At 50.0% G+C, this 26036-nt stretch carries 15 protein-coding genes; 10 read left to right on the top strand and 5 right to left on the bottom strand.

Annotated features, from left to right (window positions below; genetic code table 11):
- Position 1: 1 nt before the first annotated feature.
- Both H6F90_RS13685 and H6F90_RS13690 read right to left on the bottom strand, forming a co-directional pair.
- Positions 2–4801, bottom strand: a complete 4800-nt coding sequence (locus tag H6F90_RS13685) for a non-ribosomal peptide synthetase (protein WP_190552999.1) — start codon at positions 4799–4801, stop codon at positions 2–4.
- Positions 4798–8082: a non-ribosomal peptide synthetase gene (locus H6F90_RS13690; protein ID WP_190553000.1), complete on the bottom strand. Its 3285-nt coding sequence runs from the start codon at positions 8080–8082 to the stop codon at positions 4798–4800. Before H6F90_RS13690 ends, H6F90_RS13685 begins: the two co-directional genes overlap by 4 nt.
- A 151-nt stretch (positions 8083–8233) precedes the next feature.
- On the opposite strand from H6F90_RS13690, the gene H6F90_RS13695 reads away from it, so the two are divergent.
- Positions 8234–8704, top strand: a complete 471-nt coding sequence (locus tag H6F90_RS13695; RefSeq protein WP_190553001.1) for a GNAT family N-acetyltransferase — start codon at positions 8234–8236, stop codon at positions 8702–8704.
- 78 nt (positions 8705–8782) lie between these two features.
- On the opposite strand, the gene gndA is transcribed toward H6F90_RS13695, so the two are convergent.
- Positions 8783–10306 (bottom strand): NADP-dependent phosphogluconate dehydrogenase, encoded by a 1524-nt coding sequence (gene gndA / locus H6F90_RS13700; protein WP_190553002.1) that lies wholly within the window; start codon positions 10304–10306, stop codon positions 8783–8785.
- A gap of 345 nt (positions 10307–10651) precedes the next feature.
- Here gndA and H6F90_RS30695 point away from each other — a divergent pair, with 345 nt between their 5' ends.
- From H6F90_RS30695 to H6F90_RS13715, 3 genes are all read left to right on the top strand, one after another.
- A complete protein-coding gene (locus tag H6F90_RS30695) occupies positions 10652–12022 on the top strand; it encodes a Ycf66 family protein (protein WP_242024468.1) in 1371 nt (456 codons plus the stop codon).
- 76 nt (positions 12023–12098) lie between these two features.
- On the top strand, positions 12099–14984 hold the full coding sequence (gene ileS, locus H6F90_RS13710) for an isoleucine--tRNA ligase (RefSeq protein WP_190553003.1): 2886 nt from the start codon (positions 12099–12101) through the stop codon (positions 14982–14984).
- A 209-nt stretch (positions 14985–15193) separates the two neighbouring features.
- Positions 15194–15640 (top strand): VOC family protein, encoded by a 447-nt coding sequence (locus H6F90_RS13715; RefSeq protein WP_190432965.1) that lies wholly within the window; start codon positions 15194–15196, stop codon positions 15638–15640.
- 111 nt (positions 15641–15751) lie between these two features.
- On the opposite strand, the gene H6F90_RS13720 is transcribed toward H6F90_RS13715, so the two are convergent.
- Positions 15752–16690: a ParA family protein gene (locus H6F90_RS13720; protein WP_190553004.1), complete on the bottom strand. Its 939-nt coding sequence runs from the start codon at positions 16688–16690 to the stop codon at positions 15752–15754.
- Between the two features lie 319 nt (positions 16691–17009).
- On the opposite strand from H6F90_RS13720, the gene H6F90_RS13725 reads away from it, so the two are divergent.
- From H6F90_RS13725 to H6F90_RS13735, 3 genes are all read left to right on the top strand, one after another.
- Positions 17010–17438, top strand: coding sequence for an HHL1-like protein (locus H6F90_RS13725; RefSeq protein WP_190553005.1), 429 nt, complete (start codon positions 17010–17012; stop codon positions 17436–17438).
- A gap of 241 nt (positions 17439–17679) precedes the next feature.
- Positions 17680–19008 carry an AAA family ATPase gene (locus tag H6F90_RS13730; protein ID WP_190553006.1) on the top strand — a complete coding sequence of 443 codons (1329 nt, stop codon included), beginning with the start codon at positions 17680–17682 and terminating at the stop codon, positions 19006–19008.
- 10 nt (positions 19009–19018) lie between these two features.
- Positions 19019–19744: a chromosome partitioning protein ParB gene (locus tag H6F90_RS13735; protein WP_190553007.1), complete on the top strand. Its 726-nt coding sequence runs from the start codon at positions 19019–19021 to the stop codon at positions 19742–19744.
- A gap of 126 nt (positions 19745–19870) precedes the next feature.
- Here H6F90_RS13735 and H6F90_RS13740 read toward each other — a convergent pair whose 3' ends face one another.
- The gene (locus H6F90_RS13740) at positions 19871–20866 is read right to left on the bottom strand and encodes a glycosyltransferase (protein ID WP_190553008.1); all 996 of its coding nucleotides are present in this window, start codon (positions 20864–20866) and stop codon (positions 19871–19873) included.
- A gap of 215 nt (positions 20867–21081) precedes the next feature.
- On the opposite strand from H6F90_RS13740, the gene H6F90_RS13745 reads away from it, so the two are divergent.
- From H6F90_RS13745 to H6F90_RS13755, 3 genes are all read left to right on the top strand, one after another.
- Positions 21082–22044 carry a glycosyltransferase family 2 protein gene (locus H6F90_RS13745; protein ID WP_190553009.1) on the top strand — a complete coding sequence of 321 codons (963 nt, stop codon included), beginning with the start codon at positions 21082–21084 and terminating at the stop codon, positions 22042–22044.
- Between the two features lie 18 nt (positions 22045–22062).
- Positions 22063–23280, top strand: a complete 1218-nt coding sequence (locus H6F90_RS13750; RefSeq protein WP_190553010.1) for a glycosyltransferase family 4 protein — start codon at positions 22063–22065, stop codon at positions 23278–23280.
- Between the two features lie 287 nt (positions 23281–23567).
- Positions 23568–26027, top strand: a complete 2460-nt coding sequence (locus tag H6F90_RS13755) for a hypothetical protein (protein ID WP_190553011.1) — start codon at positions 23568–23570, stop codon at positions 26025–26027.
- Positions 26028–26036 lie beyond the last annotated feature (9 nt).

A 26036-nucleotide genomic window follows, 5' to 3' on the forward strand; every position in this document is an offset into this window, starting at 1 on the left:
CTTAATTCTGATTCAAAGACGATCGCGATCGCCGATATGCCTCTCTGGAGAGCGGAACAATGGCAGGAATAGACGGCTGGGGTTGGCTAACCTGCAAAGTGTCGATTTGCTGAGCTAGTTGAGCGATCGTTGGAGATTCAAATAAATGACGCAGAGGCAGTTCTATCGCAAAAGCATCCCGAATCCGCGAAGTCAGTTGAGTCGCGAGAAGAGAATGCCCTCCAAGTTCAAAGAAGTTGTCGTGCAGACCCACTCGCTTGACTCCCAGCAATTCTGACCAAATAGAGACTAATTTTGCTTCGATCGGCGATCGCGGTGCTACATATCCTTGCGTTAACTCTATCGGAACGGGCGCAGGGAGAGCCCGACGATCAATCTTGCCGCTGGGGGTGAGCGGGAGAGATTCTAACACGACAAAAGCAGTAGGCACCATATAGTTTGGCAGCTTTTGCTCTAAGTAATTTCGGAGCTGGGGCACTAGCTGTCGCGCCAACTGTCTTTGTAGAGGCTGATTGGCATAAGTGGACCAAGGACGAGCTGGGGCGATCGCCTCAGGCTCCAGTCTCCGCTCTGCTTTGACCTCTCGATGTTGTAAGGTCACATCATAGCGATCGCTTCCAATTGCTGACCAACTCACGTTTATGTCGTAGGGCAACTCTCGCTCCAAACTCCACCAAGCTTCTGGATCAATTCCAGGTTCTGCCAATTGCTCTAGGGCTGTTCGCATATGTCCTACAGTTCTAGGTCCGTCTGCCTCTACCAACCAAGCCCCTGCTTTGACTGCCGTAACCACGCGAGCGTTCAGTACACCTTTAATGGCTAACACCTCTGGTTGCGCTTTAACTAAATGCTGGCGAATCGTAGCAACTGTTAGTTCGTTTGTCCAATCCCACCCAGAGACATCCAGTCTCGTAGGGATAAACGATGGTTTCTCCTGACTTTCCTTAGCTGGAGTTTCTTTCTGCAAGATGACGTTGTAGCGGAACTGGGTCATCTCATTATGAGCCTGACCACGAGTGAGCTGAACCTGTACTTCCTGGATTTGCGGAAAATGCGATCGCAACGCCTGAAAGAAATCTGGATCGACCAGCAGTTCTGGTTCCTCAAACATGGCTCGCTGAAACCGCTGATGGAGCTGCGATCGCTTCAATGCAGGGCTAGCTTGCTCCATCTGCACAGAAGCATGAAAGGCAGACAACAGCGCTAGATTCCGCACATCCCCAATAAAGAGAGAACCGCCTGGAGCTAGGGCTTGTAGCGCTTCCTCCAAAACTTGCACTAAGTAATCCACACTCGGAAAGTATTGCACCACCGAATTGAGCACAATCAAATCAAATCTAGCTGGCTCTATACCTGCAAAGTCGTTAGCCGAACGATGCAATAGTTTTACGGGCGGCAACTGTTGCTGGTTTAGCTGCTGCTGAATCGTACTTAATGAGATTTGGGAAAAATCTGTAGCCCAATATTCGAGACAGTGAGGCGCTAGTTGAAATAGCAGCAATCCCGTTCCACAACCAATTTCTAGGACTCGCTGAGGTTGTAGGGCGAGAATTTGTTCCACTCGGCGATCGACCCATTCTCGCATCTGTTCTATTGGAATGGGTTGCCCCGTATAACTGCTATTCCAGCCCACAATATTGAACGTTGGATCAGCAGAATTAACAGGCTGAGCATAGGTCTGATCGTATAGAGTTTGCCAATGTTCTACTTGCTCCTGCTGTAGCTGCTGGGCGATCGCCATCCCAGCTCCTTCACGCTCTGGATGGAAAGAGATATAAGCCGTTAACTGTTGATCTCCAGAGGCTGATTCCTGAACTGTGGCGATCGCCCCTTTCACTAAAGGATGTTGCTGCAAGACCGCCTCAATCTCACCCAATTCCATCCGGAAGCCCCGAACCTTAACCTGTTCATCTGCTCGCCCAATGAATTCTAAGGTGCCATCTGGTCGATAACGAGCGAGATCTCCAGTTTTGTAAAGAGAGGTTGGGAGAGAGGGGTTAGGAGAGAAGAGGGGGAGAGAAATGAAACGCTCAGCAGTTAACTCTGGTCGGTTGAGATATCCCCTAGCTACTCCATCCCCACCAATGTATAGCTCACCAACTACACCAATCGGCACAGGCTGTTGATAAGTATCCAAAACATAAGTTTGGGTGTTCGCCACAGGACGACCAATGCGGGGCTTTTCGAGGCTGTCAGCTTTGTGAGTCAGTTCGGCCACCGTCGCCCAAATCGTGGTTTCTGTAGGGCCATAAGCATTAAAAAACCGTCGTCCTCGTGCCCACTTTCTCACGATTTCACCGCTACAAGCTTCTCCACCCGCAATCACCGTTTGCAGCATTGGTAGGTTATTTTCTGGCAATAGGGACAAGACCGCAGGCGGCAAAATCGCGGCAGCAATATTCTGGGTTTGGAGGAATTGAACCAGTTCTATCCCAGGCGATCGCGCTGACTGGGGCACAATATAGAGCGTACCTCCAGCGCCTAACGCCATCAGCATCTCAAAGATGGAAGCATCAAAGCTCCAGGCGCTAAATTGCAGCACCCGACTCCCCAACGGCAAATTAAAGCTTTGCTGCTGCGCTGTCACCACATTACAAAGCCCTCGGTGCTCCACCATCACCCCTTTGGGCATCCCGGTTGAGCCAGAGGTGTAGATCACATAAGCCAACTGATCGGCTGTCGCAACACTAGCGGGGGCTGACTGCTTTTGCTGAGCAATCAACTCCCAATCTTGATCTAGACAGATAACTCGAAGCGTCTGATCTTCTCCCGAAATGGGTTTATCACTCCCCCCTTGCAAGGAAAATGGGGAAATATCAAACACTTCCACATGCGATCGCTGAGTCAGCAACACCGAAACTTGCGAATCTTGCAGCATAAACTGAAGGCGATCGCGGGGATACTCTGGATCGAGCGGCACATAAGCACCTCCCGCTTTCCACACACCCAAGATGGCAATTAAGACATCAAGGGAGCGATCGACACAGATGCCAACGAGGGTTTCTGGCCCCACTCCTATTTGTTGTAAATAGTGCGCCAGTTGGTTAGCCCGCTGATCTAATTCTTGATAGGTCAATTGCTGATCGGCCACACCTACGTTTCCAGAGGGTGCGGAAACCGCGATCGCATCAGGTGTTTTTTCAGCCTGGGCAGCAAATAGGTGATGAATACAAACATCCTTGTTGTACTCCACCTGAGTTTGATTCCACTCAACTAGTAGTTGATGCTGTTCAGCAGCATTGAGGATGGGCAGATTGGAGAGTCGCTGATCTGAATTGGCAACAATTCCCTCTAGCAGCGTTTGAAAATGCCCAATTATTCGCGTGATGGTAGCCGGCTCAAACAGTTCGGTACTGTATGCCACAAAGCCGCTCAGCCCCTCCTTTGGGGTATCCCAGAGGCCACTCAGTCCTTCTGCTTGCTCCCATATATGGAACTCCAGATCAAACCGAGCGGTGCCAACATCCAGTTTCCAAGGAGATAGTTTCAGCCCAGGGAGATCTAGCGATGTCATTGGCGCATTCTGGAGGGCAAATGCGACCTGAAACAATGGATTGCGGCTCAAGTCCCGCTCTGGATGTAGTTCTTCAACCAACTTTTCAAATGGCACATCTTGATGAGCGTAGGCGGCTAATGCGACTTCCCGCGATCGCTCCAGCAACTCCCGAAACGTCGGATTACCAGAAAGATTGATTCGTAGCACCAAGCTGTTGACGAAGAAACCGATCAATCCCTCGATCTCACTGCGGTTACGGTTAGCAATCGGAGACCCTACAGCCACATCAGTCTGCCCTGTATAGCGGAAAAGTAGAGTTTGAAACGCAGCCAAAAGGGTCATGAACAGCGTCGTTCCCGATTCTTGGCTCAGTTCTTCTAAGGCTTGGGTGAGTTCAAGAGATAGCGCTAAGGGAGCGATCGCGCCTTTATAACTTTGCGTGGCTGGGCGGGGATGGTCAATCGGGAGATTCAGTACTGGCAGATCTTGCAACTGTTGTCGCCAATAAGCCAGTTGCGACTCCAGCACTTCTCCTTGTAGCCATTGCCGCTGCCAGTGAGCAAAGTCTGCATACTGAATCGGCAACTCTGGCAAAGAAGAAGACTGCCCCTCCGCAAAGGCTGTATAGAGCGCTCCTAGCTCTCGCATTAACACCCCCAACGACCAACCATCCGAAATAATGTGATGCAGATTGAGCAGTAGTAGATATTCTGTCGTCTCTAGCTGCAATAACTTCACCCGCAACAACGGACTGACTGTGAGATCAAAGGGGCAATGTGCTTCCTCTGTGGCAATTTGCCGAACGGTCTCCTCTTGCGCCGAGGAATCCAGACTTTGCAGATCCGTCACTGGAATAGACAGTGACAAAGCAGGCGTAATGATCTGGGTGGGTTGCCCGTCTACTTTGGCAAAGCGAGTCCGTAGCGTTTCATGACGTTGCACCACTGCCGCAAAAGCTTGTTCCAGCGTCCTTAGATGCAAATGTCCACTTAACCGCACGGCTGCGGGCATGTTGTAGAAGGGATTTTCTGGCACCAGTTGATCGAGAAACCACAATCGCTGTTGGGCGAAGGAAAGCGGTAGTGGTTGATTACGGGAAATTGGCTTCAGTTCAGATGCAGCTTGATTGACAGAGGCATGAGCTTGATGTAACCAGTTCAGCAACTCTGATTTGCGTTGAGCGATCGCGACTCGCAACTCTGGGGTCAAGGCTCCGTCTGGGGCACTACAGCGTAGATTGGCTCCCTCTAACCACACCTGAATATCTAATTGTCGCAGATAAGCTAAAAACTCAGCCGTTGTCAAAACTCCACCTCCTCACGTCCCACTGCTACAGCACTAGAAACTTCTCGTCTCCGCCCCGCCCAACTGAGCGTTTCTATCTGTTTAGCTAAGCCCGCGATCGTGGGAGCCTCAAACAAAGTACGCAACGGCACTTCCACCTGTAAAACATCCCGAATGCGAGACATGAGTTGAGTGGCTAGCAGCGAGTGCCCTCCTAACTCAAAGAAGTTGTCATGGACTCCGACCTGCGGAAGCCCTAAAAGCCGCATCCAAATCGCAGCCAGCTTTTGTTCTATCTCCGTTTGTGGCGCTTGAGCCGCAGGTATTCCAACCACCGAGGCTAAACTTACAGGAGGCAAAGCCCGCCGATCTACCTTGCCATTCGGAGTTAGCGGCAGAGCCTCCAAAACTGCGATCGCACTTGGAATCATATACTCTGGCAACTTCGCCTTCAAAAAACTCCGCAGTTCTGAAGTAGTAGGAGCAGGTTTCCGTCTAGGGACAATATAAGCCACCAAAGATCGACCGTCAGTGGCGGATGACTGAAGAAGGGCGATCGCTGCTTGTACCTGCGAGTGTTGCTGCAAAGCTGCCTCAACTTCACCCAATTCAATCCGAAAACCCCGCAGCTTCACCTGATGATCGCTACGACCCAAAAATTCAATATTGCCATCAGGGTGATAACGAGCAAGATCTCCGGTTTTGTAGAGAGGAAGGAGGTAGCTTGCTTCATCCTTATAAGAAATGAATCGCTCAGCGGTTAGTTCTGGTTGGTTAAGATAGCCTGTTGCTAGCCCATCACCGCCGATGTATAGTTCACCTTTTGCACCAATTGGTACAGGTTGAAGTTGGGTATCAAGGATATAAAGCTGGGTATTAGCAACTGGCCGACCAATTGGGAGAGAGGTGATAGTTTCTGGCAGTTCCTGGATCTCGTACCAAGAGGCAAACGTGGTACTTTCCGTCGGACCGTAAACATGCAGCAAGTGTTTTGGTACACCTGCTTGGATTACAGCTCGAACCCGTTGTAGATCGGCAATTTCTCCACCAAATAATAGATATCGCAATCTACGAAAGGCAGCCGGGACTTCACTGGCGACTTGGTTAAACAGAGCTGTGGTCAGAAATAGGATATCAATCTGTTGTTGGGCTAGAGCTGTTGCGAATTTCAGTGGAGATAAGGATATTTCCCGATCAATGCCAATCAGTTGAGCGCCATTCAGCAGCGCACCCCAAATCTCAAACGTAGCGGCATCGAAAGAGACATTAGAGACTTGAGCAACGCGATCGCCGGGATGAATCTTGATATAGTTGGTATCACATACCAGCCGATTTACGGCGCGATGGGGCACAGTCACCCCCTTGGGTTGCCCCGTGGAACCAGAGGTATAAACCACATAAGCCAAATCTTCGGCTGTAACTTGGCTAGGGAGATTTTCTTCGCTCTCTTGGGCGATCGCGGCCCACTCCTGATCTATGCAAATCACCTGAACGGAACAATCTTGGAACTGCTCTCGATATTGCGTCTGAGTTAGCAATACAGGAACTTGAGCATCCTCGATCATAAAGCAGAGTCGTTCTGAGGGATATGTCGGATCTAGTGGTACATAAGCCCCTCCTACCTTGAGAATGCTGAGGAGAGCTGCCACCATCTCGGAGGAGCGATCGAGACAAACACCTACTAATGCCTCCGCTCCAACTCCCAGCTTCTGTAAGTAATGAGCTAATTGGTTACTGCCTTGGTTTAAGGCTTGATAAGTAAACTGCTTGTCACCAAATTGAACTGCAATCGCATCCGGTGACTTTTCTACTTGCGCTTCAAACAGTTGATGAATGCACTGAGATTTGGGATAGCCTGTATCCGTCTGATTCCAATCCAGCAAGATCTGTTTTTGTTCAGCCGCAGTCAGTACAGGTAAATCTGCCAACCGCTGATGAGGGTTAGCGACAATCGCCTCCAAAAGAGTTTGCAGCGATCGCATGAAGCGAGCGATCGTTTCTGGTTGAAATAGATCTGTGTTGTAGACCACCACTCCTCGCAGACCTGTAGAGTTTTGCCAGCCTTGCCCCCATAACCCCCGAAAATTCTCCCCACATTCCCACAGATACAGCTCCAAATCGAAGCGACTACTGCGGGTGTCAAACTCAATGGCGTCCAGCGTCAACCCAGACAACTCTAGCTGGGTCATCGGCGCATTTTGCAGCGCAAATATGACTTGAAACAGGGGATTATGGCTAGGGTTACGGATAGGGTGCAACTCCTCAACCAGCTTCTCGAACGGCACATCTTGATGGGCATATGCGGCCAGAGTCATCTGCCGCGATCGTTCCAGTAGTTCCACAAAAGTAGGATTACCAGACAGATCTCCCCGCAGCACTAGACTATTGGCGAAAAACCCAATTAAGCTCTCCAATTCACTGCGGTTGCGATTGGCGATAGGTGAGCCGAGCGGAACATCTGTCTGACCCGTGTAGCGATAGAGCAACGTCTGGAATGCTGCCAACAAAGTCATAAACAGCGTATTACCCGTATCCTGGCTCAGGGCATTGAGCGCTTCAGCTAAGCTTTGAGGGAGTTCTACCTGATGCAGCGCCCCTCGATGAGTAGGCAATTTAGGACGCGGGCGATCGGTCGGAAGATCCAGTACAGATACGTCTCGCAACTGTTGTCGCCAGTAAGCAAGTTGTAACTCTAAAATTTCTCCCTGTAACCATTCTCGTTGCCAATGAGCGAAATCCGCATACTGAATCGGCAAATCTGATAAAGGAGAAGCTGCATCTGTACTCAAAGTGGTATACAAAGCCCCCAATTCTCGGATCAAGATGCCACTAGACCACTCATCAAAAACGATATGATGCAAATTGATCAAAAGGATATGTTCTGATAGAGCCAGCCGAATCAGGACCAACCGAATCAGCGGCCCTTGAGACAAACAGAATGACCGCTGCATTTCTGTCCGGATCAGTCGCTGCGCTTCTGCTTCCCGCTCTAGGACAGAACAATGTTGCAAGTCGATGATCGAGAGAGGAATCTGGAGACGAGGTGCGATCGCCTGCGCGGGTTCTCCGTCAATCACCACAAAAGTTGTTCGCAGAGTTTCATGACGACGCACCAACTCATTAAAGCTTTGCTCTAAAACAACTACATTGAGGGCACCAGTCAGGCGAAATACAGTCGGCACATTATATAAACAGGTGTTGGGAACAAGCTGCTCCAGAAACCACAGCCGCTGCTGGGCGAAGGATGTTGGAAAGACAAAAACTTCTTCAGAAACGTTGCCGACGGGGTTTTCGATCACCATTCCAACTGTGCCGAATTGCTTGTGCTGGATACTTGTACTGAATTAGCTGTGCCGAGTTACTTGTGCCGAATTAGTGGCCTTTCCCTTGTAGTTCGTTAAAACTGACAAGTAAATCTCTCTCTGGGCAGAGCTTAATCCGGATCTAAAAATCATGTTGATTCGTCCTTATCAAACGACCGATGCTGAAGCGATCGCGGCGATTTACCAAGACTCTGTCCTTGGCATTGGGGCTACAGCCTATAACGCTGAGCAAATAGCCGTCTGGTCTGCTTATCCTGACGACATCGAGGAATTCAGGCGATCGCTCCAGCAGGGCCTGACATTGGTTGCTGTATCAGAGGGGCAATTACTCGCTTTTGGGCAATTAAATCCGCTCAATCATATTGCTTTTCTCTACACAGCCAGCCAAGCGGCGCGGCAAGGATATGCCACCAAGATTTACCTAAAACTAGAAACCTATGCAATCCAACGAGGAGTAGAGCATCTGCACACTGAAGCTAGCCGCATCTCTAAGTTTTTCTTCTTAAAAATGGGATATCACATCACAGAAACCGAAGTCGTGACTCGTAAAGGTGTAGAGCTGGAGCGTTTCAAAATGGCAAAGATCATTAGCTTCCAGTAGTACAAGGTATCAAGAGCACAAAAAATGCCCCCTGATGGAGGCATAGGATTGAGAGGAGGAGCCAAACTTTGAAGCTGGTTAACGCTGCGTTTGAGCTTCCTGAGTTTTCACCTCTTCCGGTGCCACAGTTCCTGGCTCTTTACCATCTAGAGGAACTTCAGGCGTGGAAGTCTGGGTAGATTCCTGAGCCGCTGGGGTCCAATCCGTGTGGAAGACTCCTGGCTTGTCTACTCGCAGGTAGGTATGGGCACCGAAGTAATCGCGCTGGGCCTGAGTTAGGTTCTGAGGCAAGCGATCGCGACGGTAGCTATCGAAGTAATCAAGCGAAGCACTAAAAGCGGGCACCGGAATCCCCAATCTAGCCGCTTGAATCACCACTTCACGCCAAGCGTCTTGTCGATCCAGAATCGTTTGCTTAAACTCTGGAGCTAGCAGCAAATTGGGTAAGCTGGGGTTTTCATCAAAGGCTTGCTTGATTTTATTCAAGAAGCGAGCTCGAATGATGCAACCGCCTTTCCAAATCCGAGCAATTTCGCCTAAGTTCAGACCGTAGTTGAAGTCCCTAGAGGCAACACTCAACAACTCCATGCCCTGAGCATAGGAGCAGATTTTGGAGCAGTACAAAGCATCCCGGATTTTGCCGATGAAGGCTCTGGTATCGCCTTCATACTTACCTGTAGGTCCTGTCAAAACCTTGGAAGCAGCGACCCGTTCTTCCTTCTGGGAAGAGGTAATCCGAGCATTCACAGCAGCAATCATAGTGGGGATGGAAACACCTAGCTCTAAAGCACTGGCAACCGTCCAGCGCCCCGTCCCTTTCTGGGCAGCAGCATCTAGAACCACATCAACTAGGGCATTGCCTGTATCGGGATCAATTTTCTTGAAGATGTCAGCTGTGATTTCAATTAGATAAGAGTCGAGTTCTTCAGTAGTATTCCACTCAGCAAACACTTCATGTAGCTGGGTGTGATTTAAGCCTAGAGTATTCTTCAGCAAGTCATAAGCTTCTGCAATCAACTGCATATCGCCGTACTCAATGCCATTGTGCACCATCTTGACGTAGTGCCCTGCCCCACCTGGCCCAATGTAGGTCACGCAAGGGCCATCATCCACTTGGGCCGCAATCTTGGTCCAGATGGGAGCGAGTTCATCATAGGCAGCTTTGGAGCTACCTGGCATTAAACTGGGGCCATTCAGGGCTCCTTCTTCACCACCGCTGACTCCCATACCCACAAAATGGAGTCCGGAAGGTTCTAACTCCTTAGTGCGCCGCTCCGTATCTTCATAGAGAGAGTTGCCACCATCAATAATGATGTCACCAGGCTCTAGCAGGGGTCTCAGCTGATTAATCACAGCATCAACCGGAGCCCCCGCTTTCACCATAATTAAAATTTTTCGAGGCCGTTCTAGAGAAGCCACAAAGTCTTCAATGGAGTAGGCAGCTTTAACTTGCTTACCTTGCGCCCGCTGTGCCATGAAGACATCGGTTTTGTCTGGGGTTCGGTTATAAACGGCAATCGGAAAACCATTACGTTCAACGTTCAGGGCTAGGTTCTCACCCATAACCGCTAAACCAATGAGACCAAAGCTCTGCTGGGTCATAACACTTTTTACCAACTCTGCATGTATCAGGGCCTGTGATTCCCCTTCAGGGTAGCCCGATCCCCTTAGGTTGTACTGGAAGAAGAAATTAAGAGCCTCCGCAAAAGGCTGGAAAAATGAGGATTTAAGTCTGTCTAGGGAAAGAAATTCAGAAAGATTATCCCTAAAAAGCATTAATGAAGCTGAGGCGATCGCTACAAATTGTTACGCCAAAGCGATCGCCTCGCCACCTTTACAACCAGAGCCTCAGGACAATTCAGCCTGCTTCAGAATTCAATATGTCAGAGACAATAGACATTAAGGCAGTAGATTGAATGAGTAGTCGTCAGATGCAGTAGGGAGTGCATGATGCTTGCATACATCCTGGCATTGGCTGTCGCGCTTGGCAGCTTTGCTCTATATATGGCCGCTTTCTTCTTTCCAGAAGTTCATCGCAAAAGCGATTTTATTTGGAGCGGTATTGCTCTGTTTTATGCCCTGGTGCTCTGGGTCTGTGCGGGACGGATCACCGGGGGTGTCCTACTGGGTCAGACGGCAAGCGTCGCCCTCCTCGGTTGGTTTGGTTGGCAAACCCTAAAAATGCGCTGGGATCTCACCCCAGCTGAACAAAAAACTCAACTGCCTGCCCAGGCAACACCAGCCGCCCTGCGAGGCACCACTCAGCAAGTTCGAGACAAGCTGATTGGCTTCTCTTCCTCCGAAAACGTGACCCAACTCAAGGACCAAGCCAGCCGTCTCTTCAATAGCGTGAAAGAGCGATCGCAGGGAGGTACGGGCCAGTCACCCAGTTCAACTAGTGCATCTGCTAGTTCGGGGGCTACGGTACCCACTGAAGTAGTAGGTTCTGGCACCAGTGGCAGTCAATCAACTTCCAGTGGTAAAGCAACCTCTAACCCTTTGGCTTCTGTGTCAGGACTGGTTGACACGGTGAAGGGTGCGATCGCCAAGATTGGCCAGAAGAAACCCAGCCGCCCCATGATCGAGCTCAATCATCCACCGAAGTCGGGTCCTGGAGCAGACACAGAGGTGAGCGATGAGCTTGAGGACGACATGGCTGACCCCACTGCCGCAGCTGCAACGCCAACGCCAGTTAGCTCACCTACCTCACCTACCTCATTGAGTGACGACGAGCCGACTTTACTGCTAGAGTCACCCAGCCAAACCGTTGCCGAACCACCAACTGCGACGACCAATGCCGAACTGCTAAGCGTTGACGAAGAAGAGACCCTGCTCAACAACGCCGCCGAAGTAGCTCCAGAAGCGCTAGATGACGTAGTGGTACCCACTGGCTTTACCCCTTCTGGTGATGTATCCGCATCGATCCCAGAAGATGAAGCCACTCCAGAAGCAGTGGAGCAGGCAGCTACAGGCCTTGAAGTGGTAGAGAACCCGCTCGGTGATCCCTTCGTGCCTGCCGAAGCCATCCCAGTAGATGCAGCCGAAGTTGACTTAGCTCCACCTGCTGAACCGATTGGCCCCGGCGATCCAATTGAGCGTCAGCAAGAAGACATCGATCTCAATGCGCCGCCGATTGAACCTGCAACATTTACGCTGGTTGAGCCTGAAGCGGTAGAGGAAGCGATCGCGGCGTCCGAAGCGACATCGGAGGACACCCCAGAGCTAAAGCGGCCCAACCCACCCAACCCATTTTTGGTAGAACAGGCCCAGCCTCACGACCCTGAAAATTCAGAGTCATCTGAAAATCCTGAAAACTAAACTTGAAGCATAGGGAGCTTGTCAAGGATAATGGTCGAAGCAAGACTTGACCTTTATCCTTCGTTGGCTTCCGACTGTGACAGAATCAGGAACTTATAAAAACACCGTCAATCTGCCCAAAACCAACTTTGACATGCGCGCCAATGCTGTCAAACGCGAACCAGAGCTGCAACAGTTTTGGGCAGAGCACCAGATTTATGAGCACCTGTCGCAGAACAATCCAGGTGAGCTGTTTATTCTGCATGATGGGCCTCCCTACGCCAATGGTTCGCTGCACATTGGCCACGCCCTCAACAAGATTCTGAAGGATATTATCAATAAGTTTCACCTGCTTCAGGGGCGCAAAGTTCGCTACGTGCCCGGTTGGGATTGTCATGGTTTGCCGATTGAACTGAAAGTTCTGCAAAACATGAAACCAGACGAGCGGCAAAAGCTAACGCCCTTGGATCTGCGCCACAAAGCCAGAGATTTTGCGATCGCCACTGTAGACGACCAGCGCCAATCCTTCAAGCGCTATGGCATCTGGGGCGATTGGGAGCATCCGTATTTGACTCTCACACCTGCTTACGAAGCCGCTCAGATTGGCGTGTTTGGGCAAATGGTGCTGAAAGGTCATATTTATCGCGGTCGCAAGCCTGTCTATTGGAGTCCCAGCTCTAAAACAGCGTTAGCAGAAGCAGAACTGGAGTATCCCGAAGGCCACACCTCTCGCAGCTTATACGCCGCCTTCCCCATGACTGGGTTGTCTGACACCGCTCAGGAAACTTTTGGCCCCTATTTGCCAGATTTGAAAGTGGCAATCTGGACCACAACTCCTTGGACGATCCCCGCCAACATGGCCGTCAGCGTCAACCCAAAGCTAAACTACGCGGTGGTAGAAGTCGGAGCTAGCGATCGCCTCCCCGACACCAAATACCTGATCGTCGCTGCTGAATTGGTAGAGCGACTTTCAGAAGTTCTAGGCACAACTCTTACCGTCAAAGCTACGCTCAAAGGCCAAGCGCTAGAGCATTCCACCTATCGCCATCCCTTGTTCGATCGCGAAAGCCCAATCGTGGTGGGTGGCGATTACGTCACAACCGAGTCTGGTACAGGTTTGGTGCACACCGCACCGGGTCACGGTCAAGATGACTACCAAGTAGGTTTGCGCTACGGCTTACCCGTCTTCGCGCCCGTAGACGACAACGGCGACTTCACCGAAGAGGCAGGCCCATTTGCAGGCTTAAACGTCCTCGGCCCTGGCAACCAGGCGGTGATCGATGCCTTGCAAGCTGCGGGTTCTCTGCTCAAAGAAGAACCCTACGTCCACAAGTATCCCTACGACTGGCGGACCAAAAAGCCAACCATCTTCCGAGCGACTGAACAGTGGTTCGCTTCGGTATCTGGGTTCCGGGAAGCCGCCCTAGAAGCGATCGCCTCTGTCCAGTGGATTCCAGCTCAAGGCGAAAACCGCATCACCTCAATGGTGGCTGAGCGATCGGACTGGTGCATCTCCCGTCAACGGAATTGGGGCGTGCCGATCCCCGTGTTCTACGACGAAGCCACCAGAGAACCTTTGCTGACTGAAGAAACGATCGCCCATGTCCAAGCCATCTTTGCCGAGAAAGGCTCCGATGCTTGGTGGGAACTTCCGGTCGAAGAGTTACTGCCCGAAACCTACCGCAACAACGGTCGCAGCTACCGCAAAGGCACCGACACAATGGACGTGTGGTTCGACTCTGGCTCCTCTTGGGCCGCAGTCGCGAAGCAACGCGAGGAACTGTGCTACCCCGCCAACATGTACCTGGAAGGCTCCGACCAGCACCGGGGTTGGTTCCAGTCCAGCTTGCTCACCAGCGTCGCTGCGAATGGAGTTGCTCCCTACAACACCGTTTTGACCCACGGCTTTGTCTTGGATGAGCAAGGCCGCAAGATGAGTAAGTCGATGGGCAACGTCGTAGACCCGATGATCGTGATCAACGGCGGCAAGAATCAAAAGGAAGAACCACCCTACGGCTCCGATGTGCTGCGGCTGTGGGTGTCTTCGGTGGATTACTCCTCCGACGTGCTGATCGGCAAAAACATCCTGAAGCAAATGTCGGATGTGTATCGCAAGATCCGCAACACCGCCCGCTTCTTGATCGGCAACCTGCACGACTTTGACCCCACCAAAGACTCGGTCGCCTACGAAGACCTGCTAGAACTCGATCGCTACATGCTGCATCGCTCCTGCGAAGTCTTCAACGAAATCACCGAAGCCTTTAAGAGCTTCCAGTTCTTCCGCTTCTTCCAGACGGTGCAAAACTTCTGCGTCGTGGACTTGTCCAACTTCTACCTAGACATCGCCAAGGATCGGTTGTACATTAGCGCTCCCGATGCCCCTCGTCGTCGCAGTTGCCAAACCGTGCTGCGGATCATCCTGGAAAACCTCGCCAGAGCGATCGCACCTGTGCTCTCTCACATGGCCGAAGACATCTGGCAATTCCTGCCTTACTCCACCCCGTACAAGTCGGTATTTGAGGCGGGTTGGGTGCATCTCGAAGGTCGCTGGCAAGTGGAAGCTCTAGCAAAATCTTGGCCTGCCCTGCGGCAAATCCGAGCAGAAGTCAACAAAGTCCTAGAGAAAGCCCGCGCCGAAAAAATGGTCGGCTCCTCCCTGGAAGCCAAGCTACTGCTCTACGTGCCCGACTTAGAGCTACGCCAACAGCTCCAAACCATGAACCCCGACACCAGCCTCCAAGGCAACGGCGTAGACGAACTGCGCTACCTGTTTATTGTCTCCCAGGTAGAACTGCTCGACTCCCCCGCCGCCCTAGAAGGCTTGCAGTACAGCTCCCAGTCCGACGCGCTAGGGATCGGCGTAGTCAAAGCTGATGGCGAAAAATGCGATCGCTGCTGGAACTACTCCACCCACGTAGGCGAATCAGAGGCTCACTCCCTACTCTGCGAACGCTGCGAACCTGCCCTAGAAGGAGCATTCTAGACCTAACCCCCTAGCCCCTTCCCTGCGAGGGAAGGGGGAACCGAGCCGTAAAAACTTGAGCTACTTCTAGCTCCCCTCGCCTCGTAGGAGAGGGGCTGGGGGAGAGGTTCTTTGTTCGCGATCGCCCATAGTTCTATCTCCCAGAAGATAACGTCTGGCAGGCTTGCACGCCATAGTGGTGGAGTAAAGCCTCAAGATCTGAACTAAAAATGACTGATATTGGATTCACCCATGTGGCCTTGCCCGTCACCAACCTGGACGCCAGCATTGCCTTTTATGGCAAATACGCCAACATGGAAGCGGTGCATCGGCGCACTGACCCCAAAACCGGGGAGAACGTAGCTTGGCTCACCGATCACACGCGGCCCTTTGTGATTGTGTTGCTCCAAGAACCCAACGTCGAGCACAAACTTTTACCCCCTGCTCATCTAGGAGTCGCCTGCGAAAGCCGCGAAGTCGTCGATCGCCTCTGTGACCAAGCCAGAGAAGAAGGTTGCCTCAACAACGGCCCCGCTGATGCAGGTCCCCCCATTGGCTACTGGGCCTTTGTCACCGATCCAGATGGCCATATTCTAGAACTCACCTATGGGCAAGAAGTGGCCCTGCGCGTGCAAGAAACCGCCAAAGAAAAGCAACCCGCCGAGAGTTCGGTGTAGCTGATTGCTGCGCTTGGTATTTCAGGGCTTAGCATTTGGAGTGGCAATTTCTGATGCTGATAGATTCATCTTGGCTCAAATGCTAAGCCCCTAAGATCTTCTCTCCAGGATTTACTCCATGTCGGCCAGGGCAAACTTGCTGGGCTTCTGGTCCAGGCGGGCCGCAACCGTGAGTTTTTGTAGAAATTCTTGGGCCAGTCCCGCAAAAGCTTTAGCACCCGATGAACTAGGATTGCTGAGCACCACAGGGGTAAATGAATCGACGGCCTTAGAGACATTCACATCTACAGGAATCCGAGTCTTAAAGATTTTGGCTTCGCTGTAGTCTTCGTTCACCCGCTTCATGACTTGGCTGTAATAGCGCCCCGTGAGTATATTGCCAGAGAGCATAAAAGTGATGCCCAGCAGCTGAATTTTGACTGGCGCACCTTCCTTATGGGTTTCTCGCAGTTTGGCAAGGCGTCGTTCCAGAAGTTGAATCCCGATTAGAGAGAGGGGTTCGGGTTTGGCAGGCAGAACGTAAAAATCACTGGCTAAGAGGGCACTGCGAGTCAAAAGGTTGTAGCCAGGGGCGCAGTCGAGAATGATGAAATCGTAGTCTTTAAGAACAGGTTGCAGAATACTTGAAATAAGCCCTTTTTCAAAGTTATTCCAAACTTGTTCAAAGTTTTTGGTGCTGTCTTTTGTGGCTTTTTCAAACAGCATTTCAGAAACTAAGAATTCATCGTATAAATCGATGTCTCCGGGCAACAAATCCAATCCTTTGACATTACACATGTAGGCTTGGACTGCTTCAGGGACAAGATTAGGCAGTTGTTTGTCGCTATAAATGGCGCGATGTACTAGGTGTCGCAGGGTGCGCTTATTGTTGCGAAGCTTGGCAAAATCGCCGGGAGCCATGAGGCTGAGGGTGGCGCTGATTTGGGTGTCGAGATCGACAATTAAAACTCGCTTGCCATGATTTTTGGCCAGGGCAGTGGCTAAGTTGATGGTGAGGGTCGTTTTGCCAACGCCACCTTTCATGTTTGCAGTTGCGATGATAAATCCCATTCGTTGCGTCCTCTCAAGGGTCATGCATGGCCGAGCCAGGGTGGGCTAGGGGGTTAGGCACCTACGACATAACATGCAGTCCAGATCATAAGCGCAGTGGTACCAAACTTTAAACTTTACTCAGGGGAATCTTTGCTAGTTACGATCGCTACTCTGACCCTTAAGAATACTCGATCGCTGCCGATTTTCACCTGATTATGAAGTCCCTAGAAACAGCATCTTAGCGTAATGGGGATCGGGTAGATATCCGCACTCTCGCTAGTTCTCTCATTTCTGAAAATACTGTAAACTTTCCTTAAGAGAGCAAGGAGCGATCGCTGTGACGAGTGGTGGATTTGGTAAGGCAGAAACCCCAAAAAAGTCTGTTTCTAAGAAAGCTGTCAAGCGGACGGAAGCTTCGAAGCAGTACGACAAAATGAAAACTGACGGGGTGCCTGAGTTCAATATCTATATGCGAATTCAGAACAAAAAGCAGTGGTACCCAGTCGGCTCAATTGCCGTGAAGCGCAGCAGCCAAATTAATATGGCGATCTACGATAGCGAAAAAGATCTGCGCGAAGGTGCATTCCGCCTGTTTCCGATCCTCCGCAAGAATCAAGCCAATTTAGAATACGGCTATCGATTGAAGGAATTTAGCGACGAACCGATCCAAATTGCCGTGAAGCCTGAGCAAGCTGTTGCTAATGCGTTCCAATCGGCGATCGCCAACGTCAAAGACCGCTTCACCTCTCTCTTCAAGCGCAGTTAAATAGTCTTCTAGAACTAACTGTTTGTTCTAATTTAAGGAGCAAAATTTTGCTCTAGGGCAAGTAGCACCTTTTTACTAACTAGCTTTAGTCATAGTAAAAAGCTTGCTTACTTGCCCTAAATGCTATTTAAATTTATTGAATATTTGCAACGCCGCTCTACTAAAGACGATTGACCTTGAGCCAAAATCGGGAACTATAAGGCTGTTTCTGATTTAGCTGTATCTCAGGGGAAAATTTAACTTGGATTTCAATCCTGAGCTTTGCCGCAACGAAAGTGAGGTTGAAAGCAAGCTCATCGTTCAATATTTGCTGCCTCAACTGGGCTATACACCGGATAGCTGGTATCAAGAAGTTGCGGTCGGTAGTATTCGTCTAGATTTTTTAGCTTTTGCTGCCCAAGTCATTCCTTTTATGTTGGATGATAACTCACCATTAAGTGTGGTGATGGAAGCCAAAAGCCCCAACCAAAATCTGGACACGCATGTTCGAAAACTCAAGCGATATTTGGTTAGTTTGAATGTTCAGTATGGACTGCTAACCAATGGTAAAGAAATCAGGATTTTTGAGCGAGTTGGAAGTGACATCCAGCTAAGATTCAACTGTCTTGGTCGAGAAGTTGCCACCAAAATTGATGACATTAGAATCCTTATTGGTAAAGATACCCTTAAGGCAAGTCCTTCTTCTACAGAACAAGATCCCCCAAGGAAGTACCCCATGAAAACAATTGCGGTTTATCACAACAAAGGTGGTGTTGGTAAAACTACTGTATCTGTTAATTTAGCAGCAGGCTTAACCAGAAAAAATAAAAAGGTCCTTTTAATTGATATAGATGCTCAAGCCAACTCTACCTTTGCTACTGGTTTGATAAAATTTCAATTTGATGAGGAGGACAACTTAAAAGATAGCAATGTATATCATCTATTAGAATCAGGAGATTTCAATTTTATTGAAGATGTCGCTCGAAAATCTAATTTTTTCACCAACCCAGAAATTGATGTAATTCCATCTCACATCACTTTGGTTGAGTATCAAGACAAATTAACACGAATTGCAGTAAGTAGATCTAGATTGACTTCGAAATTAAAGCGTGTAGAAAGCAAGTATGACTATGTAATTATTGATGCACCTCCATCAAGAGATTTATATGCAGAGGTAGCTATGATAGCAGCAGATTATTTGATTATACCTTCGGACTTAAAGCCTTTCGCCAACCAGGGTTTACCGAATGTTCAAGGTTTTATAAATCAGGTTAATGAATATCGAGAAGATCGATCAATACCTCCAATTACTTTGCTTGGAATTCTTCCTTCAAAAATTTCTACACATCCTCAGTTTTTGAAACATACCTTTCCAAAACAGAGAGAAGCTATTTCTCAGCGATATGATATGCCACTCATGGATAGCATCATTTTTGAAAGAGCATTTCTCTCCCACTGCATAAATCAAACAATAACTGTAGGAGATTTAGAAATTCCTGATCCAAAATCAGTTTTTGATTTTGCGCCTGACTCACCTTCTGCGGAAGAATTTGAGGCTTTAACGAATGAAGTTCTAAATAAAACTAGATAGGTATAAGTTAATGGTTGAAGTTGCGCTAGTAGATGTAAAGAATATTAGTTCAAGTGTTTCTCGTTCAAAATTTTCCGAATCTGAGTTAGAGCTTTTGGCTCAGATGATTTTAGATATAGGTGGACTTGTAAGCCCAGTTGTTTTGAAGCCAGTTGGTCCAGAACGTTATGCAGTTATTGAGGGAGACTTAGAATATTATGCAGCTGTAAGGGCAAAAGAAATAAACCCACGCAAAGGTGAAATGGTCAATGCCCTGATCGTATCACCGAAATATGAAGAGATAGCTTCACGCCAAATCAAAGCCACTAAGAAAGACTCTCCTCCTAACTCTTCAGGCAATATAAATTCAAATGAATTTGAGATATACTTTAAAAATTTCGAAATTCAATACGAGAAGCGGTTAAACCAGTTAAGAGATGAATATCGAGAAAACAAACTAGAGATTATTCAAAGAATTGATCAACTAGAACACAGAATTCCAGAAAAAATTCATCCACTGGATGCGTTTAATAGCCTTAGCCAGACTGATTTGACTGCAAAGCTGAGAAGTGCAGGGGTTTCTCCTCAAAAGGCCGCAACGATTTCTGAAGCAGCGCTAAGTGAACGTAAGAAGAAAAAATTTGAATCTTTAATGGATGTTAGTGAACGCCTTAAAGAGCCAAGAGGTAAAAAAATGCAGAAGATGCTTGGTGAGAAAAAACTGTTGAATATTATTGATAGCTGGATAAGAGCTTAGTTGTACATACGCACTGAACTACGAAACTACTCACTGAACTACAAAACTGATGGAGTTAAATGGGTGAAAGTTTGGGTGATCGCTCCTAATTACCCCTGAATCACCCACTTTTGTTAGCACCCAAATTTAGCTAGAAGTTTGTACTTGGCGTACCTGCTCCGCGTAGTCCTTGGTTCGCACTTGGCGGAATAAATTAAACGCAACTTGGCGCAAACTTTCTGGTAGGTACGAGAGCACCAAGCCTGCCTTAGCGCGGTTAGAAGTGCCCAAAACTTGATTCGCTTCTTGCAAAAGTTGACGGCCTTCCGCTGTGTCGCCTTTCTCAATTAACCTCAAAGCGAGATCTTGCTTCAAGCCTGCCGCTTTTTTGATCCGCTGCCGCTCCACATCGCTCGCATCAAAGTGGTAGCTGTTGAGGCAGAACAGCTTGGCTCTCAAAAAGTGGATACTCTGGCGTAGGCTATTCTGGCCCCCGTGCATCCGGTATTCCATCAAATACTCTGGCAAAAAGTAGCCCTGCTTACCCGCGATCGCCAACCGCACCAACAAATCAAAATCCTCACAGCCATCCGCTTCAAAGCGCATGAAATCCACTTCATCCAAGCAAGCTTTGCGAAATAGCGTCGAGCCCACCTGTAAGCTCTGGCGCACAAACGTTTCGTGAACCAAATTAGGAATTACACCTGCTGGCAACTTATCTTTGCCCCACTTAGCAGCGTTGGCCAATGTTGCCGCTTCCTCTCGCTCTCCCGCTGGATTAATAATCCAATGATTCGTGCAGACAAAATCCACATCCGGGTTAGCGTCCAACACAGCAACCGTTTTCTCTAAAAACTCTGGCGTTAGCGCATCATCGTCGTCAAACTTGATGAAATAATCGCCGCAAGCTGCCTCAAACCCAGAGCGCATGTTCTTGCTGCGCTTAATATTGACGGGATGACGAATGTAGCGAATGCGCGAATCGTCCCATTGGCTCACTACTTCAGGGGTCGCATCAGTTGAGCCATCATCACAAATTAGCAGCTCAAAATCTGTGTAAGTTTGATGAAGAACGCTATTAACCGCGTAGGGGAGCAGATTGGCTCGGTTATAAGTAGGAATGCAAATACTAACTTTAGGCATGAGTTGATTACTAGAAAATGCTGTGACTGGGAAAGCGCCCCTCAAAATGTCTTAAATTCGCATCCCTAGAGCATTAAAACTGGAGTGAAGATGCAGTTCCAAACTGCCACTTCGATATTGATGGTATCGCTCCGTTTAGAATCTGGATCGAGCCCGCTATATGAATTTCATAAAGATTAGGGACGGCTGTATAAAGATTTTAGAGAAATCAAGCGATGGATAGCCCTCAGCCAGATACCTTCTTGCCTCAGGTTTCCGTTGTCATTCCAATCTACAACGGCGAAACCGATTTACCTGAACTTTTGGCTTGCCTTCGGGCTCAGACCTACCCTAGAGAACGGGTGGAGTATCTCTTAGTCGATAATGCTAGCCAAGACCGCACGGCTGAAATTTTGCAGCAAGCCGCTGAGTCCGCCCAAGCCGAAGGGTGGAACCTGCACCATCTCACCGAAGCCAAGATTCAAAGCGCTTATGCCGCCCGCAATACTGCCATTCGAGCTGCAATCGGAGAGATTTTTGTCTTTACCGACGCCGACTGCCGCCCCCAACCCAACTGGTTAGAGCTGCTTGTGCCACCCTTTGCCGACCCCAGTATTGGGTTGGTTGCAGGTGAAATCGTTGCTCTGCCTGGCACAACCTTGCTAGAGCGCTACGCTGACAGCCGCAACCTCCTGAGCCAAAAAGATACTCTCGCTCACTCATTCTGTCCCTACGGCCAAACAGCTAACTTAGCCATTAGACGCCAAGCCCTAGAGCAAGTAGGATTATTTCGACCCTACATGACCACCGGGGGGGACGCTGACATTTGTTGGCGCATCCAGAAACAAACGGAATGGCAGCTACATTTTGCCGAAGAGGCGATCGTGCAACATCGTCATCGCGCTACCCTCAAAGACCTCAAAAGCCAGTGGCAACGCTATGGCCGCTCCAATCGTTACTTACACGAACTCTATGGCGTAGGCTTAACCCGCAAACACACCTGGCAGGAATCGGCCTATCTGCTTAGCCGCTGGTTCTTAAAGGAACTACCGATTCAGACGGGCAAAACGCTGCTTGGCAAAACTCCCGCGATCGAGCTGATCAGTACGCCCATTAGCGTCTACTGCGCCAGAGCCAGAACAGCGGGTCAGCAAGCTGCCAAGCTATCTGAGCAAGCCACAGAGATTGAATGGTTATAGTTTTTCCCAACAACTCCTATGAAAATTCTGGTGCTCTCCTGTAATACGTTCCCCTATCCCCCCAGCCGGGGAGCAGCGGAGGGCAGGACTTTTAATTTATTGAAATATTTGCATCAACGCCATGAAGTGACGCTAGTGACTGAGCGGCAACGCTGGACCTCCGATGAAGATGTGGAGGCGCTACGGCAATGGGTCAGCCACCTGATGGTGTTTCCTGGGGAGCAGTCTCAAGCCAAGCCTGGGTTGTTGAGTAAAGTCGGTCGCTTTGTTGAGTCTGTGGCCAAAACCACACCCCCCAACGTCCTAAAACGATATTCCCCAGAAGTGCAAGCTTGGGTAGACACCTTTGTCGCCGCTGGAAAATGTGACGTGATTGCCTGTGAGCACAGCGTCAATGAAGTTTATATTCGCCCGGAGTTTCGCCAATCTGTCCACACCGTCGTCGATGTGCATAGCTCGGTGTACGGTTGGGTGCTAAACCATCTAGAGCATGGGGCTTCAGAAAATCCATTGCGCGATCGCCTCTATCTGCCCTTGCTCTATCGCTACGAGAAACGCTACTGCGCTAAGTTTTCGAGTCTCATTGCCACTACGGAAGACGATCGCCAAAAGCTAGCGGCCATTTCCCCAGGCTCTCCCATTACCGTCGTTTCTAACGGCGTGGACTTAGAGATGTTTCCTTATCGCCCCAGTGACCCAGGGGGACAGCGCTTGGTGTTTGTAGGCGCGATGGATTCTTCCCACAACATTGATGCGGCTCGCTTCTTTGCCTTAGAGGTGTTTCCCCAAGTCAGGCAGCGTTACCCAGAAGCTACCTTTAGCTTGGTGGGGGCGCGTCCCGTCGCAGAAGTTTTAGCCCTCAAAGAGGAACCTGGTGTGGTGGTCACGGGCAAAGTCCCCTCAATGGTGGACTACATGCACCAAGCGACAGTATGCGTCGTCCCCCTCCGCGTTGGTTTGGGCATTAAAACCAAAACCTTGGAATCAATGGCAGCAGGCGCACCCATTGTGGCTAGCAATCGCGGCTTGGAAGGCTTGACTATGGATGGAGCCGATGTGCCTCTGCGGGCATTGCGAGCGAATTCTGTGGCTGAGTACGTCAGCGCGATTAGCCAGTTGTTTGAAAATCCAGCTTTACGAGCAGAGCTTTCTCACAACGCGCGATCGATGATCGAAACCAATTACACTTGGGAGCGGGCAGGCCAACTTTACGAACAAGCCTTGTTAGAAGCTTAAATTCTGTAGATTTTGGCAAAAGTCTGAAATTCCTGCTGAACTATTGAGAATTAGGGGTACAGTTAGTTCCAAATTTGCTGAGTTGATGGCGCGATCGCTAAGCATTATGAGACCTAACTCCCCTCCCCTTCCCTCATCGGGAAGGAGAGTTTGAGACTCCAACTCGCTTCCAAGAATTTATGGGTTGACCGGAAGAGGTCACTACACCTTGTATGGATCAGTACGCAGTCAGCTCAGCTGCAAACCTGCGATCGCCAAAGATTTTTGATTGCTAACTGAAAGCTGGAATGGGAATTAAACCGGATAAGACTGCGCTCCAACCCCAGAAGAAACCGAAGCTTTTGCCACCGCGCAAGCCAGCGACTCCAAGGCCGCCTGCGAGTGCTTCCCCACCCAGAGTTCCGAGTCCTCCCCAGGCACCCGCTAAGGCTCAGGCTAATTCTTGGCTCTCCCTGCTGGGGGCACTGGCACTGTTATGCGGTGCGGCGGGGCTGACAGTTGGCGGAGCCTGGATAGCCATTCTACTGATTGTTGATCCTGATGCAATCGTGGGATTAAATCAATATTTACCCACTTGGACTCGCATCCCGGTTGCCAACCAGGAAACTTTCCAAACCCTCTCAGAAATTCGCGCCAGCATTCGCCAAGCAGGTCGGATTCCAGGTGAACCCATCTCTCTCGGTAATGAAGCCAAGGGAGCCAACAAAAGCGCAACTGCTACCGATCTTTTAATTCCGGTTTTGGCTCGACGCCCCCTCTGTCAAGCCACTAGCACTCTAGATTCAACCAAGAGTAACTGTGAGCAAATTGTTGAGCTCCAGGTTTATCGACCCGTTGAGGATGCGCGGCGGCAGATTAAGCAAGAGCAGTCTTACTGGCTAGCTAGCCAAATCGCCGTAGCGGGGCCAGAAGAATCTTTTGCGATCGCTCCACTTGTCGATGCCAATTCGGAGAACCAAGGGTCCGCGCGATCGCTCCCGCTCACCACCATTCAGCGCTTTGAGGGCAAAGCCCCCACCTCAGGCGTATGGTTACTGCTGAGCGGCGAGTTGGTACGAGGCGACGACACTATTGCTTATGGCCGCGTGGCTCACTACAATCCTGACCGAGACTACCTAGGTTGGATGCTGGAGTGGACAAGTTCTACAGGACAAGCTCCTGCCTGGAAAGCAATTACTAGCGGAGCCACCCCAGAACTAGTAGTAGACCAAACCGTTGGCTTAGAGCCGCAATTTGAAGTTTATCAGGTCCAGCCACGGCAGTTTTTACCGGACCCGATTCAGCTAGAAGCTATTTCGCTCAGTGATCCAGCCTTTGATACAGAAATCTACGGCAAAATTATGACCTTAGCCCGGAGTGGCTTATGGTCTCCAGCTTTAGCCTGGTTCAAATCGCTCCGCCAAGCCAGTGAAGCCAATCCGGACCTGTGGTCCAACGCAGCCCAAGCCGAGATGGATTTTGTGCGGCTGCATGCAGAAGCGACCCAAGCTCAAGCAGAAAAGTCTTGGGCTAGCCCTAGCCAACAAGTGCTCACGAATTTAATTGATGGTCGTTGGACCAGAGCTTTATCCGTGTTTCAAGCGTCCGTGGATAATAGCCAGGAGGTCGCCTCTCTGTTGAAGGGAGATGCCGATCGCTTGTGGAATCGGGTCGAGGCAGCCCTCAAAGTTGACCCAATGCAAACCGATGCCAAAGCTTGGGGCGCTTTAATTGTTGGCGCTAAAAAAGACAAAGCTGCGGCGATCGCTTGGTTAAAGAAACAACCCCAAACCAAACCAGCCGCGATCGCTCGGATTAGCAAACTCCTCGATCGCCTCGACCCCAACTTCTCGGATGTCATTCCTCCCAGTACCCACCTGAGCCAAGTTGTCGGCACAGCAGAGCCACTGAAGCAAATCAACCCTGCGGATTGGTGGCAACTAAAGAACTCAAGTTTGAAGTTAGAGGCTGGACAAACTTGGTACGAAGTGGAGGTGACGGCTTTTTACGATGGCAAGCGTTGGCAACGCTCTAACTTTTCTGACCTTAAGTTTTCTAAGGCTGATGGGGCCGAACCGTTGTGGAATTTGCTGGGCCTCACCACCGATCCACAACTACAGATTTTGGTCTGGACCGATGCGGGCCAACAAGACACTGTCTTCGCCACAGCCAAAGCAGTACAACTACAAGGCGGCACCATACGGATTTTGGTGGCTGGCGACCCCCTTCCTGCTCCTACGGCTGCACAACCCCTACCCCGTCCTTTGGCCCTGACGACTACAGCCTTGCAATGGACGACCCCCGCAGTGACTACTTTGGCAGATCTGAATCAACAGCAACCCAAGCTGGCCAATCCGATCTTGCAAGCACTAGCGACAGAACTACAACAAAGCAATCAATTACCCACGGGAGTGACAGCAACCCCTGCGGGCTTACTCCAACAAAGCGAAATTGGTAGTTGGCAAGTGCAACAAATTGACTTGACTGGCAACCAGCAACTCGAAGCCGTGTTTACCCTTGACCCAGAGACGCTTGCTACCTTGCAACTTGACCAGCCAGACGCCCAGAAACGTCCTGCTGGGCGATCGCGGACCTTGATTGTGTCAGATACGGGCGCTGTGCTCTATAACGAATTTGATGGAACGGCCCAACAGTCACTGTTAGCGATCGCAGACTTAGGTGATGGTGGCATCCCCGTCCTCGTCGTAGATGGATCTGCGGGCTACCGTCTGCAACGTTGGTCTAGCAAGAAACAGCAATTCGAGTAGGGCAACCCC

The sequence above is a fragment of the Trichocoleus sp. FACHB-591 genome, from assembly GCF_014695845.1.
GTDB lineage: Bacteria > Cyanobacteriota > Cyanobacteriia > FACHB-46 > FACHB-46 > Trichocoleus.